The organism is Flavobacterium sp. 1355 (assembly GCF_017833415.1).
Taxonomy (GTDB): domain Bacteria; phylum Bacteroidota; class Bacteroidia; order Flavobacteriales; family Flavobacteriaceae; genus Flavobacterium.
The window spans coordinates 259,861-281,288 of the sequence record NZ_JAFICC010000007.1 but is presented as its reverse complement, the minus strand read 5'-3'; the positions used below and the strand labels follow the sequence as shown (position 1 = coordinate 281,288).

The window sequence follows — 21,428 nt, the reverse complement described above, 5'->3', positions numbered from 1 at the left end:
AGGAGCTACAAAATTTAATATCTTTGTGACACACAAAAATAAAAGTTATGTTTGGTATAGGAGGAGGAGAATTAGTTTTCATACTATTTATAGTTTTAATGCTTTTTGGTTCAGATAAAGTGCCTGAAATTGCCCGTACAATGGGAAAAGCCATGGCGCAGTTAAAAAATGCAACTAACGATATTAAAAGTGAAATTCAAAAAGGGGCAGAAGCCAATGGGCTTGATACTAAATCTTTAACTGATATCACAGGCAATATTAATGCTCAGATTAATGAGGCAAAAACCAATTTGTTAGGGGATACTACCAGTGTATCTACTAACCTGTTAGGCGATACTGCAGCAGAAATCGATAAAGTTAAAGAAGATATAGAAATAATCTCAGGTCCGGTAAAACGTCAAAGATAATGCTTGAAAAAATAGAGGAATTAGATGTCAACTTATTGATATATCTTAATGGTTTAGGCTCTGAAACATTCGATAAATTTTGGTTAATTATTACAAACCAACTGTATTGGACACCTTTTTTCTTATTCTTATTTTTTCTTATTTATAAAAAAATAGGAGGAAAACAAACCTTATATTTATTGCTTTTTATAGCTGTTTTAATTGCTTTTACAGATCAGACCTGTAATTTGTTCAAACACACTTTTGAGCGTCTGCGTCCGTGTAACAATCCTGACCTTAAATCTATTATAAGAATCGTTCAGGTTAGAAAATCTTACAGTTTTTTCTCAGGCCATGCTGCTAATACTATGGCAGTTGCAACGTTTTTATATTTAATTTTAAAACGTCATTTCAAGTATTTTGGATTCCTGTTTCTATGGCCGTTAATTTTTGCTTACAGCCGTATTTACTTAGGATTACATTATCCGACAGATATACTTGCAGGTTATTTCTTCGGAGCAATTTTTGGTTCGCTTCTTTATTTGGTTTATAGAAAATTGAAGCCGAAATATTTTCAGGAATAGATTTTTTTTTAAGGTTCTGAGATGCTAAGAATCTAAGTTTCTGAGTTTTTTCGAAGAGAAGATTAAATATCTTTTATGAATTGCCTCCAGCTTTAGCCCAAATACACGCTGTATTTTGGCTAAAGCCTTTTTATTATGTAACTCTTCTCTCCAGCTAAAGCTGGAGGCAATTCATTTGTGTTGTTGTTTAAAGCACTCTCGAAACTGTCAACCCATCACGAATAGGCAACAAAACCGTCTCCACTCTTGGATCATTTTTCAAAAGCAAATTGTATTCTAAAAGAACTTTGGTGCTGACATCATTCGGGTGAACCGGTTCAAGGATTTTTCCGCTCCATAAAACATTATCAGATAATATAATGCCGCCTTTATTCATCTTCGGGACAATCATTTCCCAATAATTTAGGTAATTTTCTTTATCAGCATCAATAAAAACCAAATCAAACTTTACATCCAAAGTCGGAATAATATCAATTGCTTCTCCCAAATGCTGAAAAATTTGTTTTCCCCATGGTGATGCATCAAAATATTTCCTTTGAAAATCAACTAATTCTTCTTTGATATCAATGGTATGCAGCTGTCCGCTTTCCTGCATCCCTTCGCATAAGCATAATGCAGCATAGCCGGTGTATGTACCAATTTCGAGAATATTTACAGGACGAATCAATTTAGATAGCATGCTCAGAACACGACCTTGAAAATGCCCGCTTAGCATTCTTGGCAAGAGTATTTTCTGGTATGTTTCTTTGTTTAATTTTGCCAGCAATTCCGGTTCGTTTTCAGAATGCTGTTCGATGTAATCTTCTAATTCCTGTGATATAAAATGCATGTTGTAGTGTCTTCAATTTAAGGCAAAAATACAAAAAATATTCGCTTGCTTTTTGGCATAAAAAAACCATCCGTCGTGGGATGGTTTTAGTTTATGAATTCTCAACAATTATTTTTTCAATGCTTCGTTAACGTCTTTCGCAGTTTGTACCGTTCCGTCTTTTGCAGCTTTCGCAGCAGCTTCAGCTTTGTCTGCCGCTTTTTTAGTTGCTTCTTTTACATCTTGTGCAGCTTTGGTTGTAGCGTCTTTTACATCCTCGCCAGCATTTTCAGAAGCTTCTTTAGCTTTTGCAGCAGCATTTTCAGCTTTAATTACCGCACTATCTTTTGCCTGCTCGATATCTGTTGTCAAAGTGTCAACTTTGTTTCCAAGAGTTAATTCATCTTCTCCTGGTTTTGGTTCTTTCTTCTCGCAAGATTGAACGCCGAATGCTAATAAAGCAACAACAGCTAGGCTTAAAATTTGTTTTTTCATGATTAATTAAATTTTTTTAAAGTTGATAAAATATAAAGGTTATAAAGCTGAAAATAAAAATACAAATTTTAAAATGGTTGAGCTCTTTGTAAGATTAATTTTCTGTTGAGAACAAGACAATTCTTGTGCCAGAATTTAATTTTTATGCATACCGTTCAAAAAAAAACAGAAATAATATTTTGTTTTGTACAAAGTAAATCTATAATCATTTCATTATTAATTTTTTATCATTAATCAATCGTTATTTAATAACTAAAACATTATCATTCCTGCTGTAATCGCTTAAGGTTATATTAAAAATCAGGGTTAATTCCTTTCCGGCTCTCACAACTCCAAGAGCTGCCGTTGGAGGAGACATACCAAAATCAGCAAAAGTTATCTGGTTAGAACCTTTCAGGATAAATGTTCCGTTGCTAGTAGTAATGCTTACCTGAGTTCTGTAATCTTTGCTTGTTCCTGCAATGGTATATGTACCGATAAGGTTCCAGGTTGTTTCATTTATTTTACTTGCAGATTTTAAAACGTATTTGATGTTTTTATATGTTTTTGTGTCCAGGGTCTCATAAGCCACATCATCCATACTTGTTTTACTGCTTTTTAAACTTTCTGCTAATAAGGTGATGGTTAGGCTATTGATGTCAGCTATTTTAGAATCTGTAATAGTTAGATTAACAGTACCGTTTCCTTCTGTAGATTTCATCACCCAGTCATGTACGTTTGAGGTGCCGGCAACTTCAAAAATTGCTCTTGCTACATTGTAGTTTCTTTGTGCGTTTGCCTGTAAAGACACTGTTGTAAAAATCACTGTCAATACAATTAATTTAATTGTTTTCATTTGTGTGGTATTTAGGTTATTCATTTTGAATAAGAAGCAGGGTAAATTTTTATTAAAAAGCTTTCCGTATTTCCTTGATCAAATTTATTGCGAAGACAGAGCTTAAAGAATGATAAAAATCATAGTTGAAAAATTTATTAACAGCTATAATAAATTAAAGACATATTTAAAAAGAAAAAGGCAAATGCAAAAAACAGAAAAACGTGCATTTGCAGGTATTGGACCTCTGCCTATCATCTAAAATTTTAAGAAAAAAATCAGTAACTTTGCACCATGCAAATGGAGAAAAAAGACATACGAGCCTTATCAAAAGATCAATTACGGGATTTTTTTGTCGCAAACAATGACAAAGCTTTTCGTGGCAATCAAGTCTATGAATGGTTATGGAGCAAGGGAGCTCACAGTTTTGATGATATGACCAATGTAGCAAAGCCTACAAGGGCAATGTTGGAAGATAACTTTGTTATCAATCATATTAAGGTAGATACCATGCAGAGAAGCAGTGACGGAACCGTGAAAAATGCAGTTCGGCTGCATGATGGCTTAGTCGTAGAATCTGTTCTTATCCCGACAGAAACCAGAACAACAGCTTGTGTTTCCAGTCAGGTGGGTTGCAGTCTGGATTGTAATTTCTGTGCAACAGCAAGATTAAAAAGAATGCGAAACCTGGAACCAGGCGAAATTTACGATCAGGTTCTGGCTATTGACAAGGAAAGCCGTTTATATTATAATCATCCGCTTTCGAATATTGTTTTTATGGGAATGGGAGAACCTTTAATGAATTATAACAATGTTATTAAGGCGATCGATATGATTACATCGCCAGAAGGTCTGGGAATGTCACCAAAACGTATTATGGTGTCGACATCCGGAATTCCAAAGATGATTAAAAAAATGGCCGATGACGATGTAAAATTTAAACTCGCAGTTTCCTTACATTCGGCAATAGATGAAATTCGTGCTAAAATAATGCCTTTTAGTAAAAATTTCCCTTTAAAAGATTTGCGTGAAGCCTTAGAATACTGGTACAGAAAAACAAAAAGCAAAATCTCATTCGAATATGTAGTGTGGAAAGGAATCAACGACGATAAAGCTTCTATCGATGCGTTGGTTAAATTCTGTAAGTATGTGCCTTGCAAAGTCAATTTGATTGAATACAACCCAATTGACGATGGTGAGTTTCAACAAGCATCAGAAGAATCTATTATGGCTTATATAAAAGCTTTGGAGAATACTGGTATTGTAGTAAAAGTACGCCGCAGCCGCGGAAAAGATATTGATGCAGCCTGCGGACAATTGGCTAATAAAGAAGGATAATCAATCAGTCATTAAAAATAGAAAAAGCATTAAAAATAAGTAAATAATCTTATTCTTAATGCTTTTTTGTTGGGCAAAAAAGGTGTCTATTTTTTTAAATCTACTTCTTCTGTAATACCATCTTTGGTAACGTTTACTAATGTGTTGCAATCCCCATTTCCAAAATCAACAACCGCACTGGCACCGTTTTTTGTAAGAGACAAAATTCCCTTTACAGCAAATGGTTGTTTGCAGGATGCCTTAAACTCAAGCGGAGTAGTGATTTCTGCCGAAAAAGTATCGCCATTTGGGAAAGTTGTTGACCCGCTTCCGGTAACAACAGAAACATTATCTTCCCAATTATACCAGGTGTCGTAACCTGCAATAACTTCTTTTACCAACGAACCTTTTCTGCTATAGACGCTTCCGTCATCAAAAGTTATAGTCATGTCAATTTCTGCAGTTGTAACAGGATGTACTTCTGCCTGTAAATCTGTTGTTTTTTTGGTTCGTACAATGCTTTTGCTCCCCTGAAGTTTTTTTCCATTGTGATAAAAGCCTTCAAAAGTATAATTGATAGATTGAGTTGAAGCGCTAAAGTCATTAGAAAATGAAATAACCATTTTTCCTTTTACAGAATTTCCGTTTGGCAGCGTACAGCCTTCAACGCCAAAATCTATAGTTCGGGTCCATGTACTGTTTGTTAAAACTGTGGTAATCGTAGCACAACTGGGCAGAAAGTTTTTTACAGTTCCGCTTGGTTTGCTTGTACTGTTTTGCTGTGCGTCAAACTGATCTTCAGCAATTGTGGTTACATCTTCAATAGAAGCATCAATTTTAGAGTTGGTGATAATCTCGTCATTTGATATTGCTGCATTTGATCCGTCGTTTGCATTTTCATCAGAATTACAACTACCTAAAAATAATAAACTGGCACACGTACCAATTAATAAAAATTTTGTTTTCATAATAAATAATTTAAGGTTTACTTTAATAGTGATTCAAATTAGATATTAGAGTATATGTTTTTTGGTGTTTTTTTGAAGATTAGTGCATAAATGTTGATATACTAACCTTAAATACACAACGTTTTTTTATTTAAAATAGTATATTTGAAATCGAAATGAATATTACTTCTCAAATAAAACAGCCCATCTTTAACGAGATGGAACTTTTCGAAAAAAAGTTCCACGAATCAATGACTTCAAAAGTTGCCTTGTTAAACCGTATTACTTATTATATCGTAAACCGAAAGGGAAAACAAATGCGTCCCATGTTTGTTTTTCTTACTGCTAAAATGGTTTCAGGAGGAACGGTAAATGAAAGAACGTATCGTGGAGCCTCTGTAATTGAGCTAATCCATACCGCAACTTTGGTTCATGATGACGTGGTAGATGACAGTAACCGCCGCCGTGGATTTTTCTCTATCAATGCACTTTGGAAAAATAAAATTGCTGTTTTGGTTGGAGATTATTTACTTTCAAAAGGTTTATTGCTTTCTATTGACAATGGCGATTTTGATTTGCTTAGAATTATTTCTGTTGCCGTACGCGAAATGAGCGAAGGCGAGCTACTTCAGATAGAAAAAGCCAGAAGACTCGATATTACAGAAGATATTTATTACGAAATCATCAGAAAAAAAACGGCTACACTTATTGCGGCTTGTTGTGCCCTTGGCGCAAAATCGGTAATTGAAGATGATATTCAGGTAGAGCATATGCGAAAGTTTGGAGAATTGATCGGAATGGCATTTCAAATCAAAGATGACTTATTTGATTATAGCGAAGAAGCAATAGGAAAACCAACCGGAATTGATATTAAGGAGCAAAAAATGACACTGCCTTTAATTCATGTTTTAAATACTTGTACTCCGCAGGAAAAAAAGTGGCTGATAAACTCCATCAAAAACCACAATAAAGACAAAAAACGCGTAAAAGAAGTTATTGCTTTTGTAAAAGATAATAATGGTTTGGCTTACGCCGAAAACAAAATGGTCGAATTTCAGCAAGAAGCACTTTCATTACTTCAAAACTTCGAAAACTCTGAATATAAAGACGCACTTACCCTGATGGTGAACTACGTTATTGAGAGAAAGAAATAATTAGATAATTTGTCAATTAAAAAATAAGATGCTTGGTTTACTAACTTGTAAATCCAAATGTCTGTGTTTTTTATTTTGGGATGAGAATTTATTTTTTTTGATTTTTTTTTCACACCCCATGCAACCATTTTAAAACTTCATGCGTCTATGCTAATAGAAGTCTGTTTCTAAAAACCAAAAACAAAGAGAAAACCAAAAGCTTATTAATGAAAATTATTCAGTTACATCAGGAAGAAGCTACAATCATAAAGCTTGCGGTCGAAAATAATCGACAGGCTCAGCAGCAGATTTACAGTCAGTTTTCTTCAAAAATGCTGAGTGTTTGCCGCCAATATATAAAAGACATTCAGCTGGCAGAAGATGTAATGATAACCGCTTTTATGAAAGTGTTTACCAACTTAAGCAAATTTGAACATAAAGGCAGTTTTGAAGGCTGGATCCGCCGAATTATGGTCAATGAATGTATCTCTTATTTGAGGGTTCAGAAAAAAGTAAAGTTTGCCGAAGATGAGTTTTTTATTGAAGAAAGTTTTAATGCTTTAGACAGTCAGTTTACGGTAGATCAGATTCAGTTTTTAATTGATGCCTTACCGGATGGCTACAAAATGGTTTTTAACTTATATGCAATTGAAGGATACAAACACAATGAAATAGCGAAGATGTTAGGAATAAATGAAGGGACATCAAAATCGCAATTATCGCACGCCAGAAAGATGCTGCAAACACAAATTACTATTTTAAAAAAACAAGATAATGGAACCGAATAATTTTGAAAAGGATTTCCGTGAAAAACTGAATCAGCGCAAAATTGAACCAAGTGACAAAGCCTGGGACAGATTAGATGCGATGTTGACTGTTGCCGAAGAAAAGAAACCAAAAAGAAAAAACAAATGGCTGTACATAGCCGCCAGTATTGCCGGGTTTTTATTGTTGGGAACTTTCTTTTTCAATCAGAAAAAAACGGTTGAAACTCCAAAAAATGAAGTTGTTATAGAAGGAAATAACCAAAAAAAAGCAGATGTAAAATCAGGTTTAAATGAAGTGGATTCTATAAAAGAGAAAATTATAATTTCAGAAAAAGAACCAAATTTAAGTTCAGGAAATTCAAATAATAAAGTAGATATTTTAAACCAAAAATCAAATCAAACTATTAAAAATGAAACGAATAAAATAGCGGAGTCTTCAGTCATCAATCAAAAAAATCAACAAACACAATCAGGCACCAATCAAATTTCTGTTTCCGAAATGCCTAAAAATGAAACTACAGATCAGCTGTTAAGCACGGCAGAGAAATCATTAGTTGCAGAAAGTTCGGCTAAGCCAAAAGCCAAAATAAAAATTGATGCCAGCGATTTGCTAAATCAGGTCGATGGCGAGTTAGAACTTTCATTTAGAGAAAAGATAATTACAAAAGTCAATAAAAATTACCAAACCGTGAAAGTGGCTTTGGCAAACAGAAATCAAAAAGAATAATACAATCATCAATCAATCAACAATTAAAAAAAATCAATCATGAAAAATTTCACCATTTATCTCATTCTTTTTTTATTTCTCTTAGTAAGTAAAGTTGTGGGACAGGAAACTTTTGAATCTAAGGCAGCAGCAATTGCCAGAAAAATTGAAAAGATTACAAAAGAAGAAAAAGAGGCTCTCAAAGAAGAAGTAGAAGCCATAAACGTTCAGCTATCCGAAGGCAAAATATCACAAGAGCAGGCAGATAAACGAAAAAAAGAATTGGCAGAAGCAAGGGCTGTAATAATCGAGGAAAAAGTGACTTTAGTTCAAAATGAGCTTAACGATCTGGTACAGCAAAAAGTAGGCGGTAAAATCAAGGAGCAGGATTCATCACGTATTTATGTTATTCGCTGGGATCCAAAAAACAAGGATAAAGATGGTTTTCACGGAGAAAAAAGAACAACCTCACAGTTTGTTTTTGCATTGGGTCTAAACAATACAATGGCCGATGGAAAACTTCAGGATTCGAATTACAGCTTTATAGGTTCGCATTTTTATGAATGGGGTTTTACATATAACTCCAGATTAATGAAAAACAATAATTTATTGCACGCAAAATATGGACTTTCCTTAATGTATAATAATATTCGCCCAACAGATAACCGCAGTTTTGTAGTAGACGGAAACCAGACTAATCTGGAGCTGAACGCTGTAAATTTAAGAGAATCCCGTTTTAGAAATGTTTATCTCGTGCTGCCGGTGCATTTAGAATTTGATTTTACAAAACCAGTCGAAAATGACGAAAAAAAATATTTTAAAACTCATAAAAGCTTCCGTTTCGGAATTGGAGGTTATGCCGGAATTAATGTAAAAACAAAACAAATCCTAAAATTTGAGGATGAAGACCTGAAATATAAAACTACAATAAAGGGAGATTATAATGTAAATAATTTTATTTATGGATTAAGTTCCTACATCGGTTACAGAGATGTGAGTTTGTATGTAAAATACGATTTGAATCCAATATTTCAGGATAATTTAATAAAAGAGAATAATATTTCATTAGGATTACGTTTTGATCTGAATTAAGTATTGAGTTTGAGTTTAGTTAGAAAAAGCGCTTCGGAAGGAGCGCTTTTTTTCTTTAAATAAGCAAAAATTCAGGATTGATTTATGTATTTTTGCAGGCTCTCAACTTCTAAAAATATTTACATTTTGATATCACAAAATACCATTGACACTGTTTTTGAAACTGCCCGTGTAGAGGAGGTGATCGGTGATTTTGTTAATTTAAAACGAGCAGGAAGTAATTTTAAAGGTTTGAGTCCGTTCTCAGATGAGCGTTCACCGTCTTTTATGGTTTCGCCCGCAAAAGGAATCTGGAAAGACTTTAGTACCGGAAAAGGAGGGAATTCAGTAAAATTCCTGATGGAACATTCGCAGTTTACGTATCCGGAAGCCATTCGGTACTTGGCCAGAAAATATAATATCGAAATTGAGGAAACAGAACAGTCAGAACAGGAAAAAGCAATTACCGATGTTCGTGAAAGTATGTATTTGGTTTCTGAATTTGCAGCCAAATATTTTCAGGATGTTCTTCTGAATAGTGAAGAAGGAAAAGCAATTGGATATTCTTATTTTAAGGAAAGAGGGTTTACCAATGAAACCATCAAAAAATTTAATTTAGGATATTCTCCTGAAACCTGGGACGCTTTGACGAAAGAAGCACTTGGGAAAGGATATAAATTAGAGTTTTTGGAAAGCACTGGTTTAACAATCGCCAGAGAAGACCGCCCGTTTGATCGTTTTAAAGGACGTGTAATGTTTCCAATCCAAAGCATGTCAGGACGCGTCTTAGGTTTTGGAGGGCGTATCTTAACCAATGATAAAAAAGCAGCCAAATATCTGAATTCGCCAGAAAGTGAAATTTACCATAAAAGTAAAGTACTTTACGGAATTTATCATGCCAAGCAGTCAATAGCCAAACAAAACAATTGTTATTTAGTTGAAGGTTATACAGACGTAATTCAGTTTCATCAGGCCGGAATTGAAAATGTCGTTGCTTCTTCAGGTACAGCCTTAACGCCGGATCAGATTCGTTTAATAAATCGACTTACAAGAAATATAACCGTTCTTTTTGATGGAGATGCTGCAGGTTTGCGAGCTTCAATCCGCGGAATCGATTTGATTCTTGAAGAAGGGATGAATGTTAGGGTTTGTTCTTTTCCCGATGGAGAAGACCCTGATAGTTTTGCCCGTAAAAATTCGCATGATGCATTAGTTAATTATTTAGAAGAAAACAGCAAAGACTTTATACAGTTTAAAGCTTCTATCCTGATGGGCGAAGCTAAAAATGATCCAATCAAAAAAGCCGATTTAATTCGTGATATGGTCACTAGTATTTCTAAAATACCAGATCGTATTCAACGCGAGGTATACATTCAGGAATGTGCCAGAATTATGGAAATTTCTGAGCAGGTTTTGGTAAGTACATTGGCGCAGTTGATTCAGAAAGATATTGCAGAAGCTAATAAAAAACAAAAACAGGAGCACAAACCTTTTGAGGTAGTTAGAAATCAAAATTCAAAAAACACCGGGTTTTCCGGAGGAGATCCCGAAGATCCAAGAACAGGACCACCAGACGATTATCCGGGAGAGCCTGGATATTATCAGGAAGCATCTGCAGAAAAAGTAGATATTTTATATGGTTTTGAACGAAAAATTATTGAGATTTTGCTCCTTTACGGCAGCGTAACAGAAAATTTTGAAGATGTTTTTTTTAAGGCTGATGAAGAAGGAAATTTAAAAGAAGTAACTGAAAAAAGGCAATATAAAGTTTATGAAAAAGTGTACTTAAGTCTTCAGGAAGACGAAGTAGAGCTTTCTAATGAATTGTTTCAGAACATTTACAAAAATGTAATTGACTTTTATAATCAGAATGAAACCTTTAGCTTAGATAAATATCTGATGCATTTGCAGCCTGAATTTGCTCAGGAAGTTACCAATATTTTAATGGAAGATGAAAAAGTAGTCATTCACAATTGGGAAGGCCAGAACATTTTTCCGAAGCATAAAAATGTTACTATTGAACAAAATGTTTCAGATACTATTTTTTCTTTACGTTGGTTTTTAGTGTCAAAATTAATTTCAGATTTAAAGAATTCCCTGCTTACAGAACCACAAGAAGATAATACTGAAGTTTTGTCTATGGTAATTGATTATTCTAAACTGCTTAATAATTTTTCTAAAAAACTGGGAAGAGTAGTAGTTCCTTATCATTAATAAAGAGAAAAGCTCTATAAATCTAAATAGAATTATAGAGCTTTTACTTGTTTTTTCGATGACTTTAGAAAAGCCGCTCGATAGGCATTAAATAATTTCTAAAGTCTTAGCTTTATTTACTAAGTCAACAAGATTAGTAACATTTAATTTTGTCAATAATCTTAGTTTGTAAGTACTGATCGTTTTTTCGTTCAGGTTCAAGATTTTAGAGATTTCATTGTTTTTCTTACCATCACTTAAGTAACGTAAAACTTCAATTTCACGATTCGAAAGTTTTCGGTAAAGACGTTCGCTTTTGCTTTGCTTCGCAATAAGAGCCATGTTTTTACGAACAGTTTCGTTGATAATAATTTTACCTTCGTGTACTTTAATAATAGAATGTCCTAGTGTTTCTAGTTTTTCTGTTTTGTGTACATACCCGGAAACTCCCGCCTTAATCGCATTTGGAGCATACATCTGCTCCGCAAGATCACTAAAAATAACAATTTTTGTCTTAGGGAAATTTTTCAGGATAGATTTCACCTCAAAGATGCTCGAAAGACCTTCTAACTCTAAATCAAGAATTAGGATGTCGATCTCCTTCGTCTGAAGAATATCTCTTACCATTGAAAAATTGCCTACATTGGCAACAATTGAAATTTGATCGTGGTCTTTGAAATAAGACTTTACACCAAAGTGTGTAACAGGATGATTGTCTGCTAGACATACTTTAATCATAATTTTACCTTTTTAGAATTGTTCATGTTTTTTGGAACGGTAAAATTAATAAATAAATTCTGTAATTAATAGGCCACAAATGTTAAAAGATTTTATTTTAACGTTTTTGGTATCAAACAAACAGGAATTGCATCCATTTTATGCTTGTTGTTGGTGTTTAGTCGTTTATAGATTTCAAAGACAGATTTTTCTCTCCCAATGAAGTCAGCTGGCGTCTTTCCTGACTCGGCGGCGAGCATCGCCCACTCGAGTTCATCGTAACTTGCTCCTAATTGGTCTTCATCGGTGCGATTGTCTCCAAAAAGACCATCTGTGGGTGCAGCAGTCAAAATTGATTGCGGAATTGTTAAAAATTCACCTAAAGCGTATACATCTGACTTCATTAAATCGGCAATTGGACTTAAATCGACTCCACCGTCACCATATTTTGTATAAAAACCGACACCAAAATCTTCTACTTTGTTTCCGGTTCCGGCAACTAAAAGTCCGTGAATTCCTGCTAAATAATAAAGAGACGTCATTCTGATGCGTGCACGTGTATTTGCTAAAGACAAATTTACTTTCGCTTCATCATCGGTTTTTGGCACAGCATTTTTAAAAGCTTCAAAAGTTGCAGTTAAATCCGTTTCTACACTCGAAACATTTGGGAAACGTTTTTTTAATTGATCAATATGCTCACGCCCTCTCAAAACCTGGTTGGGAGCCTGATGAATTGGCATTTCTACACATAAAACTTTTAAGCCTGTCTGAGCACATAATGTAGAAGTAACAGCAGAATCAACTCCGCCGGAAATTCCGATTACAAATCCGTTTACTTTTGCATTGTTAGCGTAATTTTTCAACCACTCTACAATATGGGCGTTTACTTTTTCTGTTTGAATTGTGCTTTTTTTAGTCATAATAGGTCGCGTTTTAAGATACAGCAATGTATATTTGCAGAATTATTTTTAAGTATCAATCATACTTAAAATCCAGCAACACAAATCTAATTAAAATAAAATGAAAATATATCGCTTTGTAATCCTTCTGTGTCTGTTTTTTTTGTCCTGTGATCAAAAAAGTAAAGTAGAAAAAGAAGTTGAAGAAATTCCTGTTGATATTAAAGTCGAGCGTTTTGATAAAATATTTTTTGAAACCAAACCAGAAGATTTAGCGAAGATAAAAAGACAATATCCATTCTTTTTCCCTGCTGGAAATGATGACAGCATTTGGCTGAATAAAATGCAGGATCCACTTTGGAGAGAAGTTTATACGGAGGTTGAAAAAAAATATTCGAATTTCGAACCGGTCAGAGAAGAGTTTAATAACTTGTTCAAACATGTCAAATATTATTTTCCGGAAGTTAAAACGCCTAAAGTAATTACGATAATTTCTGAAATGGATTATACTGCCAAAGCTATTTATGCAGATAGTTTAGTTATAGTTTCATTAGAATTATATTTAGGAAAAGAACACAAATTTTACCAGTTTCCAAACTATTTAAAACAGAATTTTGAAGAAAGACAAATCATGCCGGATGTGGTTTCCAGTTTTGCTTTCAGAAAAATTCCTGTTTCTCCGGACAGAACTTTATTGGCCCAGATGATTTTTGAAGGAAAACAATTGTATGCAAAAGATTTGCTCTTACCTGAATATACAGATGCTGAAAAAATGGGTTATACACCGGAACAAATAAAATGGTGTGAAGAAAATGAAAGCTATATGTGGCGTTATTTTATAGAAAATGAAGTTCTGTACAGTGATGATCCAAAGTTAAATACACGATTTATTGCGCCAGCCCCATTTTCAAAATTCTTTCTTGAGATCGATAATGATTCACCAGGAAGAGTCGGAGCCTGGATTGGCTGGCAAATGGTTCGCTCTTATATGAAAAACAATAAAGCGGCATTGCCAGAATTATTAAAAACAAATGCAAAAGAAATTTTCGAAAAGTCAAAATATAAACCTAAGAAATAATGTCAAATACAATAAACTCAGAAATTAAATTCAATATAGAATTAGACGAAAACCGTGTTCCTGAAAAACTAACCTGGAGCGCTCAGGATGGTGGAGTACAAAGAGAAGAAGCAAAAGCAATCATGTTGTCTATTTGGGACAGCAAAGCTAAGGAAACGATGCGAATTGACCTTTGGACAAAAGATATGCCTGTTGATGAAATGAAAATTTTCTTTCACCAGACATTAGTAGCAATGTCGGATACTTTTAAGCGTGCTACCGATGACGAAAAAATGGCCGATACAATGAAAGATTTCTGTGATTATTTTGCCGAGAAACTGGATTTGACGAAATAATAAAATTCCAATCTTGTAATTGAAATTCCAGTTAAAAAAAATCCCAAATCCCAACTTATAAATTGGAATTTGGGATTTTCTATTTGATTATTCCTTTTATTGGAATTTGGGATTTAAATTTTGGAATTTTAGAATTGACTATTATTCTTAAATACTTCCTGATTTACATCATCAATATAAGAAAGCAATTCTTCCTTTCCAATTGATTCTGTAGATGAGGTTACAAAATAATGTGGCATTTCTGCCCAGTTGTTTGCATACATTTGTTTTTTGTAAGCTGCAATATGAGAGTCAACTTTTACTTTACTGATTTTGTCTGCTTTTGTAAAAATTATACAAAACGGAATTTCGCTTTCTCCCATATAAGACATAAATTCAATGTCGATTTTTTGGGCCTCATGACGTATGTCAATTAAAACAAAAGCGCATACAAGCTGTTCTCTGTTTTCAAAATAATCGGTAATAAATTGCTGAAAAACAGATTTTGTTTTTTTTGATACTTTAGCATAGCCATAACCAGGTAAATCAACTAAAAACCAATTTCCATTGATTTTAAAGTGATTTATTAATTGCGTTTTTCCTGGTCTTCCAGATGTTTTTGCTAAATTTTTATGATTGGTAATCATATTGATCAAAGATGATTTACCAACATTTGATCGGCCTATAAATGCATACTCCGGCAGAAACTCAGCCGGGCATTTTGCAGCATCAGAATTACTGATAATAAATTCGGCGGTATTGATTTTCATGTTCTTTTATTTTAAAACCTCCTTGAATCGAAAGTTAGATGCTATAATTTCTGGTCAGTAAGCCATTTCTCAAGAATTTCATTAAATTCATCAGGATGTTCCATCATAGCTGCGTGTCCACATTTATCAATCCAGTATAAAGTAGAGTTTGGTAATAATTTATCAAATTCTTCTGCTACATTGGGTGGTGTTACAGAGTCATTTTTGCCCCAGATAATACAGGTTTCAACTGTCATCTTTGGCAAATCTTTGGCCATATTATGGCGAATTGCACTCTTGGCAATTGTCAAAGTTTTAATTAATTTAATTCGGTCATTTGCAGTTGCATACACTTCATCTATCAGTTCAGGTGTTGCAATTTTTGGGTCGTAAAATACATCTTCAGCCTTCTTTTTGATGTATTCATAGTCGCCTCGTCGTGGGTAACTGTCTCCCATAGCGCTTTCGTAAAGACCAGAGCTTCCGGTAATTACAAGTCCTGCTACTTTTTCTGGATATAGTTTTGTATGATAAAGCGCGATATGCCCGCCTAGCGAATTCCCTAGTAAAATAACCTTTTCAAAACCTTTAAAATTGATGAAGTCTTTAACATATTTGGCAAAGCTTTTCACGTTCGTTTTTAAAATGCTTTGTGTGTAGATTGGCAAATCCGGAATTACAACTTTGTATCCCTTCGTAGGGAAATATTGCGCTACACCATCAAAGTTACTTAGGCCTCCCATTAATCCATGTAAAATAACAATAGGGGTTCCTTCACCAGCTTCATAGTAGCTGTATTTGCCTTCTTTTTTGTAGTTTTTGTCCATCTAGTTTAATGCCAATTTCAATTTGGACAAATATAGGGTTAAAAAAATAAAAATGAATTTTTGCCAGCCTTTTTTAACTAGATAATTTTTGTCGAACTAATAAGTCTTTATGTATCAGCATTTAGGGGGGTAATTTGGTAAAGTTTCGATATGTTAAAAAAATTGAATAATAATTAGTTTTTTAAGAGAATGGCTATCAATTTTTTGCAATTCACAAATAATACTTCAGTTAGAATAATTTATATCTAAAGTATTGATTGTCTAATAATTAATGGATTTGGGGTAAAAGTGGTTAAACTTATTAACAAAGTGGTATAAAGTGGTAAAATGTGGTATTTTTTTTTATATTTTTGCTGTATAACTATAGTAAAGTATTTCTTGAACACAATTGTAGGAACATATGAGTGTAAAGTCGATGCTAAAGGAAGGCTAATGATGCCTGCACCTTTAAAAAAGCAATTGGCTTCTTCTCTTCAGGACGGATTCGTTTTGAAGCGCTCTGTTTTTCAACCTTGTCTGGAGTTATATCCTATGGATGAATGGAATTTAATGATGCAGAAAATCAATAAGCTGAATCGTTTTGTAAAAAAGAACAATGATTTTATAAGAAGATTTACTGCTGGAGTTAAAATGGTAGAAATTGACGCATTGGGAAGATTACTGGTTCCGAAGGATTTGGTGGCTTTTTCTAATATTTCTAAAGATGTTGTTTTTTCATCAGCGGTTAATATAGTGGAGATTTGGGATAAGGATTTATATGAAAAATCAATAAGCGGCGAAGATATGGATTTTGCAGATCTTGCCGAAGAGGTAATGGGAAATATTAATGACGACGACAATGGAATATCATAATCCGGTTTTGCTTCATCCTACAGTTGATGGTTTAAATATTAAACCCGATGGAGTGTATGTTGATGTTACGTTTGGCGGTGGAGGTCATTCAAAAGAAATTCTTAAAAGATTAGGGCCAAACGGAAAATTATTTGCTTTTGATCAGGATGAAGATGCGCTTGCAAATGCATTGCCAGACGAAAGATTTACCTTAATTAATGAAAATTTTAGATTCATAAAAAGATTTTTACGCTTTCATGGTGTAAAAAGTGTTGATGGGATTTTGGCAGATTTAGGCGTTTCATCACATCAGTTTGATGTTCCTGAACGAGGTTTCTCAACAAGGTTTGATGCCGAACTGGATATGCGAATGAGTCAGAAAAATGATTTGAATGCTTACAGGGTTGTCAATGAATATGAAGAACAGGATTTACGTCGTGTTTTTTCTGATTATGGAGAATTGAAAAACGCACCGGTATTGGCAAGAACAATTGTTGAGGCAAGAAAAGATTTTCCAATCAAGACGACAGATGAATTAAAAGAAGTTTTGGCAAAATATTTACCGGAAAGGGTTAAAAATAAAATATTGGCCCAGATTTATCAGGCGATTCGAATTGAGGTAAATCAGGAAATGGATGTTTTAAAAGAATTTATTGAGCAGTCATTAGAAATTCTAAATCCGGGTGGAAGATTTTCAGTGATCTCTTATCACTCTCTGGAAGACAGATTGGTAAAAAGATTTATTAAAAACGGAATGTTTGAAGGTGAACCAGAAAGAGATTTTTACGGAAATTTTTCTGTTCCGTTTAAAACTATCGGAAAACTGATTGTTCCTGATGATGCTGAAATAAAAATTAATAATAGAGCAAGAAGTGCAAAATTAAGAATTGCAGAGAAGATATAATATTAAGGTAGAAAAATGAAAGGCGGAGTATTTAGCATATTAAAAGCAAGGTTTCTAATTAACGATGACGCAGTAAAAAACTGGCGATTTATTGTTTTTCTCATTTTGCTTGCCATAATAATGATTGCCAATACACAGCGATACGAACAAAAGGTTTTTGAAATTGCAAAACTAAACAATGAAGTAAAAGAATTGCGATCTGAGTTTGTAGACCGACGTTCAGAATTAATGAAATTAAAAATGGAATCAACGATTTCGGATAAAATGCTTGAAAAACAGATTTTTCCATCGACGGTTCCTCCAGTAAAAATAGAAGTTAAAAAAGAAGAAGAAAAAAGTTTCTTTCAAAGAATATGGCAGTAGACGATAAACATATATCCTACAGAATTTACCTCGTAGCAGTTTTCATCTTCGTGATGGCAATTGCTATTGTTGTTAAATTGACCAATATTCAATGGGTAGAAGGAGATTATTACAGAAAACTGGCAAAACAGCGTACTGTTAGGAATTTTGTGATTCCGGCAAACAAAGGAAATATTTATTCGGCCGATGGAAGTTTGCTGGCAACATCAATTCCTAATTATGAAATTAGATTTGATTCCAAAGCACCAAAAGAAGAGACTTTTGAGAAATACGTAAGAGCATTGTCAGACTCATTGGCTACCATTTTGGATAGACCGGGAGGTTTTTACGAGCAGGAACTAAGAAAAGCAAGAGCCAATAAAAATCGATATTATTTGATTGCCCGCAATTTGAGTTATACCGATTATGTAAAAATTAAAGGTTTTCCATTATTCAATTTAGGCGCTTTCAAAGGTGGGATTATAGTTGAACAAGAAACTGTTAGAAAACATCCGATCGGAAAAATCGCAGAAAGAACGATAGGTTACGACCGAATCGATCCGGCAACAGGTGTTGAAGTTGGGAAAGGAATCGAATGGGCTTTTAAAAGTTATCTGAACGGAAAAGATGGGAAAATTCTAAAGCAAAAAATTGCAAAAGGGCAATGGAAACCAATTCGTGATTTAAACGAAGTTGATCCTGTCGACGGTTATGATGTAATCTCGACAATTGATGTTTTTATTCAGGATATAGCACATCACGCACTGTTGAAACAATTGGAAGATTATGAAGCGGATCATGGTTGTGTGGTGGTTATGGAAACTGAAACAGGTCATGTAAAAGCGATTTCGAATCTAGGAAGAGCAGAAGATGGATCGTATTATGAAACAACAAATTACGCTATAGCAGAATCTCAGGAACCCGGATCGACTTTTAAATTAGTTGACTTAATGGCAATTTTAGAAGATAAAGTAGCAGATACCAGTACAGTTTACGATAGCCACGGGGGTCAAATCAGATATTATGGACGCCCCGTTAATGATTCGCACAAAGGCGGTTATGGAAAAGTTTCATTAGCCCGCGGATTTGAGCTTTCGTCAAATACAGTGATGGTTCAGGCAGTTTATAATAATTACAAAAATAACCCTTCAAAATTTGTAAATCATATTAAGAATTTTGGACTGGATAAAACATTAGGATTGCATTTTAAAGGAGAAGGAAGGCCAATTATTCCACATCCCGGAGATAAAAGCTGGTCAGGAATTTCACTTCCATGGATGGCTTTTGGATATAATGTTTCGGTAACACCAATGCAGACACTGGCTTTTTACAATTCAGTTGCTAATAATGGGGTAATGGTAAAACCCCAATTTGTATCAGAGATAAAAGAATGGAATAAAACCATCAAAAAGTTTGATACAGAAGTAATTAATCCAAAAGTATGTTCGCAGGAAACAATAAAAAAGCTGAAAGCAGTATTGCTTAATGTGGTTAAAAAAGGAACGGGTTCTAAACTGTATTCGAAAGATTTTTCGATGGCAGGAAAAACAGGAACCGCTCAGGTGAATTATGGCGGAAAAGAAGGAAAATCAGCAATGTATTATGCATCTTCTTTCGTTGGATATTTTCCGGCAGATCATCCAAAATATTCTTGTATTGTAGTAGTTCATAAGCCAAATACAGCAAAGAATAATTATTACGGAGCAGATGTTGCCGGCCCGGTTTTTAAAAGAATTGCTCAAAAGATTTTTACAGATGCACCTTCAACTAATAAAATAAAAAAACTGGATTCAAAAGTTCCGAAACAAGAAAAGAGTTATAATGAATATTACGCTAAAGCGGAAAGAAAAACAAAACGAATTCCTAATTTAAAAGGAATGCCGGGAATGGATGCCATCGCTTTGCTGGAAAATTTAGGTTTGAAGGTAAAAGTAAATGGAGTAGGAAAAGTAAAAAAACAGTCTTTGCAAGCTGGAGAAAATATTAGTAAAAACACAACAATAGTATTAGAATTATCGTGAAAATACTGAAAGACATATTATACAAAGTAGCTATTGAATCTGTAACAGGTTCAACAGATATTGCTATTCATAAACTTGAATTTGATTCAAGAAAAATTGAGCATGATGATGTTTTTGTAGCCATTCGCGGATCGCTTTCTAATGGTCATGATTTTATTGAAAAAGCAATTCAGCTTGGTGCTATTGCTATTATTTGCGACGAATTACCAACGAATATTGAAAAAGGAATTACGTACATAAAAGTTAACGATACTAATTCTGCGTTGGCTTACATGGCGGCTAATTTTTTCGGTAATCCTTCTGAAAAATTAAAATTAGTTGGTGTTACAGGTACAAATGGCAAAACAACTATTGCTTCTTTATTGTTTCAATTGTTCGAAAAAGCAGGATTTAAAGTTGGTTTATTGTCAACTGTAAAAATCATGGTAGATCAGACAGAGTATAATGCAACACATACAACTCCGGATTCAATTACAATTAATTATTATTTAGATGAAATGATAGAAGCAGGTGTAACGCACTGCTTTATGGAAGTAAGTTCACACGGTATTCATCAGAAACGTACGGAAGCTTTGCATTTTGTGGGGGGGATTTTCACCAATCTTTCTCACGATCATTTAGATTACCATCCAACTTTTGCAGAGTATAGAGATGTAAAAAAATCGTTTTTTGATTCGTTGCCAAAAACAGCTTTCGCTTTATCCAATATTGACGATAAAAACGGAACTGTTATGTTACAAAATACAGTGGCCAGAAAGTTTACCTATGCCTTAAAATCGTATGCTGATTTTAAAGCTCAGATTTTAGAAAGCCAGTTATCAGGATTATTGTTAAAAGTAAACGACAATGAGGTTTGGGTAAAACTGATCGGAACTTTTAATGCATACAATGTTTTGGCCATTTACGGGACCGCTGTAGAGTTAGGAATGGATAAGCTTGAGGCGTTGCGTTTGTTGTCTGATTTAGAAAGCGTTTCAGGCCGTTTTCAATATATTGTTTCAGAAGGAAACATTACAGCAATTGTAGATTATGCACACACACCCGATGCATTAGACAATGTTATAAAAACGATTAATGATATCCGTACAAAAAACGAACAATTGATAACAGTTGTTGGTTGCGGAGGAAACAGGGATAAAACGAAAAGACCTATTATGGCAAAAATTGCTACAGATCTTAGTGATAAAGCAATTTTGACTTCAGACAATCCAAGAAATGAAAATCCTGAAGTAATTCTTGATGAAATGGAAAAAGGGGTAGAAGGCCATAATTATAAAAAAGTATTAAGAATTACCGACAGAAAACAAGCAATTAAAACCGCTTGTCAATTGGCCCAGCCAAAAGATATTATTCTGATTGCCGGAAAAGGACACGAAACCTATCAGGAAATAAGTGGCGTTCGTCATCATTTTGATGATATGGAAACTGTAAAAGAAATTTTAGACCAACTAAATAAATAACAACGAATTTTTAAATTCAAATACCACGAGATGATTGGAATTTGGAATTTCAAAATTGGAATTTA

23 protein-coding genes are annotated in these 21,428 nt (G+C 34.0%); 15 read left to right on the top strand and 8 right to left on the bottom strand.

Translation table 11 applies throughout. The features are described 5' to 3' along the window. Positions 1 to 47 precede the first annotated feature (47 nt). Both JOD96_RS11275 and JOD96_RS11270 read left to right on the top strand, forming a co-directional pair. Positions 48 to 407, top strand: coding sequence for a twin-arginine translocase TatA/TatE family subunit (locus JOD96_RS11275; RefSeq protein ID WP_209564361.1), 360 nt, complete (start codon positions 48 to 50; stop codon positions 405 to 407). Next, on the top strand, positions 407 to 970 hold the full coding sequence (locus JOD96_RS11270) for a phosphatase PAP2 family protein (RefSeq protein WP_209564360.1): 564 nt from the start codon (positions 407 to 409) through the stop codon (positions 968 to 970). Before JOD96_RS11275 ends, JOD96_RS11270 begins: the two co-directional genes overlap by 1 nt. A gap of 187 nt (positions 971 to 1,157) precedes the next feature. Here the strand turns inward: JOD96_RS11270 and JOD96_RS11265 are convergent, their stop codons facing one another. From JOD96_RS11265 to JOD96_RS11255, 3 genes are all read right to left on the bottom strand, one after another. After that, complete coding sequence (locus JOD96_RS11265) at positions 1,158 to 1,799, bottom strand: O-methyltransferase (RefSeq protein WP_209564359.1); 642 nt, start codon at positions 1,797 to 1,799, stop codon at positions 1,158 to 1,160. A 108-nt stretch (positions 1,800 to 1,907) separates the two neighbouring features. Continuing rightward, a complete protein-coding gene (locus JOD96_RS11260; protein ID WP_209564358.1) occupies positions 1,908 to 2,273 on the bottom strand; it encodes a hypothetical protein in 366 nt (121 codons plus the stop codon). A gap of 241 nt (positions 2,274 to 2,514) precedes the next feature. Further along, positions 2,515 to 3,108: a YceI family protein gene (locus JOD96_RS11255; protein ID WP_209564357.1), complete on the bottom strand. Its 594-nt coding sequence runs from the start codon at positions 3,106 to 3,108 to the stop codon at positions 2,515 to 2,517. Between the two features lie 273 nt (positions 3,109 to 3,381). Between JOD96_RS11255 and rlmN the strand changes: the two genes are divergently transcribed. Next, positions 3,382 to 4,425: a 23S rRNA (adenine(2503)-C(2))-methyltransferase RlmN gene (gene rlmN, locus JOD96_RS11250; protein ID WP_209564356.1), complete on the top strand. Its 1,044-nt coding sequence runs from the start codon at positions 3,382 to 3,384 to the stop codon at positions 4,423 to 4,425. A gap of 86 nt (positions 4,426 to 4,511) precedes the next feature. Here rlmN and JOD96_RS11245 read toward each other — a convergent pair whose 3' ends face one another. After that, complete coding sequence (locus JOD96_RS11245; protein WP_209564355.1) at positions 4,512 to 5,372, bottom strand: hypothetical protein; 861 nt, start codon at positions 5,370 to 5,372, stop codon at positions 4,512 to 4,514. A 155-nt stretch (positions 5,373 to 5,527) separates the two neighbouring features. On the opposite strand from JOD96_RS11245, the gene JOD96_RS11240 reads away from it, so the two are divergent. The 5 genes from JOD96_RS11240 to dnaG all read left to right on the top strand — a co-directional run bounded on the left by JOD96_RS11240 (position 5,528) and on the right by dnaG (position 11,242). After that, on the top strand, positions 5,528 to 6,505 hold the full coding sequence (locus JOD96_RS11240) for a polyprenyl synthetase family protein (RefSeq protein ID WP_209564354.1): 978 nt from the start codon (positions 5,528 to 5,530) through the stop codon (positions 6,503 to 6,505). 206 nt (positions 6,506 to 6,711) lie between these two features. Beyond that, complete coding sequence (locus JOD96_RS11235) at positions 6,712 to 7,272, top strand: RNA polymerase sigma factor (protein ID WP_209564353.1); 561 nt, start codon at positions 6,712 to 6,714, stop codon at positions 7,270 to 7,272. Continuing rightward, positions 7,259 to 7,978 carry a hypothetical protein gene (locus JOD96_RS11230; protein ID WP_209564352.1) on the top strand — a complete coding sequence of 240 codons (720 nt, stop codon included), beginning with the start codon at positions 7,259 to 7,261 and terminating at the stop codon, positions 7,976 to 7,978. Before JOD96_RS11235 ends, JOD96_RS11230 begins: the two co-directional genes overlap by 14 nt. A gap of 39 nt (positions 7,979 to 8,017) precedes the next feature. Then, entirely contained in the window at positions 8,018 to 9,049 is a 1,032-nt protein-coding gene (locus JOD96_RS11225; RefSeq protein ID WP_209564351.1) for a hypothetical protein, read from the top strand. A gap of 126 nt (positions 9,050 to 9,175) precedes the next feature. Continuing rightward, complete coding sequence (gene dnaG, locus JOD96_RS11220) at positions 9,176 to 11,242, top strand: DNA primase (protein ID WP_209564350.1); 2,067 nt, start codon at positions 9,176 to 9,178, stop codon at positions 11,240 to 11,242. Positions 11,243 to 11,329: 87 nt separating this feature from the next. On the opposite strand, the gene JOD96_RS11215 is transcribed toward dnaG, so the two are convergent. Continuing rightward, positions 11,330 to 11,959 (bottom strand): response regulator transcription factor, encoded by a 630-nt coding sequence (locus tag JOD96_RS11215; protein ID WP_116752529.1) that lies wholly within the window; start codon positions 11,957 to 11,959, stop codon positions 11,330 to 11,332. 92 nt (positions 11,960 to 12,051) lie between these two features. Continuing rightward, positions 12,052 to 12,858: an NAD(+) synthase gene (nadE, locus tag JOD96_RS11210; RefSeq protein ID WP_209564349.1), complete on the bottom strand. Its 807-nt coding sequence runs from the start codon at positions 12,856 to 12,858 to the stop codon at positions 12,052 to 12,054. Positions 12,859 to 12,958: 100 nt separating this feature from the next. Between nadE and gldB the strand changes: the two genes are divergently transcribed. Then, positions 12,959 to 13,915, top strand: a complete 957-nt coding sequence (gene gldB, locus JOD96_RS11205; protein WP_209564348.1) for a gliding motility lipoprotein GldB — start codon at positions 12,959 to 12,961, stop codon at positions 13,913 to 13,915. Further along, positions 13,915 to 14,250, top strand: coding sequence for a gliding motility protein GldC (gldC, locus tag JOD96_RS11200; protein ID WP_209564347.1), 336 nt, complete (start codon positions 13,915 to 13,917; stop codon positions 14,248 to 14,250). The genes gldB and gldC overlap by 1 nt, the downstream gene beginning before the upstream one ends. A gap of 128 nt (positions 14,251 to 14,378) precedes the next feature. Here gldC and yihA read toward each other — a convergent pair whose 3' ends face one another. Continuing rightward, positions 14,379 to 14,999: a ribosome biogenesis GTP-binding protein YihA/YsxC gene (gene yihA, locus JOD96_RS11195; RefSeq protein WP_209564346.1), complete on the bottom strand. Its 621-nt coding sequence runs from the start codon at positions 14,997 to 14,999 to the stop codon at positions 14,379 to 14,381. Between the two features lie 41 nt (positions 15,000 to 15,040). After that, positions 15,041 to 15,805: an alpha/beta fold hydrolase gene (locus tag JOD96_RS11190; RefSeq protein ID WP_209564345.1), complete on the bottom strand. Its 765-nt coding sequence runs from the start codon at positions 15,803 to 15,805 to the stop codon at positions 15,041 to 15,043. 378 nt (positions 15,806 to 16,183) lie between these two features. On the opposite strand from JOD96_RS11190, the gene mraZ reads away from it, so the two are divergent. The 5 genes from mraZ to JOD96_RS11165 are packed head-to-tail and all read left to right on the top strand — an operon-like array spanning position 16,184 to position 21,363. Continuing rightward, on the top strand, positions 16,184 to 16,657 hold the full coding sequence (gene mraZ / locus JOD96_RS11185; protein WP_116752524.1) for a division/cell wall cluster transcriptional repressor MraZ: 474 nt from the start codon (positions 16,184 to 16,186) through the stop codon (positions 16,655 to 16,657). Next, positions 16,632 to 17,540 (top strand): 16S rRNA (cytosine(1402)-N(4))-methyltransferase RsmH, encoded by a 909-nt coding sequence (gene rsmH, locus JOD96_RS11180; protein ID WP_209564344.1) that lies wholly within the window; start codon positions 16,632 to 16,634, stop codon positions 17,538 to 17,540. Before mraZ ends, rsmH begins: the two co-directional genes overlap by 26 nt. 15 nt (positions 17,541 to 17,555) lie before the next feature. Beyond that, a complete protein-coding gene (locus tag JOD96_RS11175) occupies positions 17,556 to 17,903 on the top strand; it encodes an FtsL-like putative cell division protein (RefSeq protein WP_209564343.1) in 348 nt (115 codons plus the stop codon). Beyond that, entirely contained in the window at positions 17,894 to 19,903 is a 2,010-nt protein-coding gene (locus tag JOD96_RS11170; RefSeq protein WP_209564342.1) for a penicillin-binding protein, read from the top strand. The genes JOD96_RS11175 and JOD96_RS11170 overlap by 10 nt, the downstream gene beginning before the upstream one ends. Continuing rightward, positions 19,900 to 21,363 carry a UDP-N-acetylmuramoyl-L-alanyl-D-glutamate--2,6-diaminopimelate ligase gene (locus JOD96_RS11165; protein ID WP_209564341.1) on the top strand — a complete coding sequence of 488 codons (1,464 nt, stop codon included), beginning with the start codon at positions 19,900 to 19,902 and terminating at the stop codon, positions 21,361 to 21,363. The genes JOD96_RS11170 and JOD96_RS11165 overlap by 4 nt, the downstream gene beginning before the upstream one ends. The last annotated feature ends 65 nt before the right edge of the window (positions 21,364 to 21,428 follow it).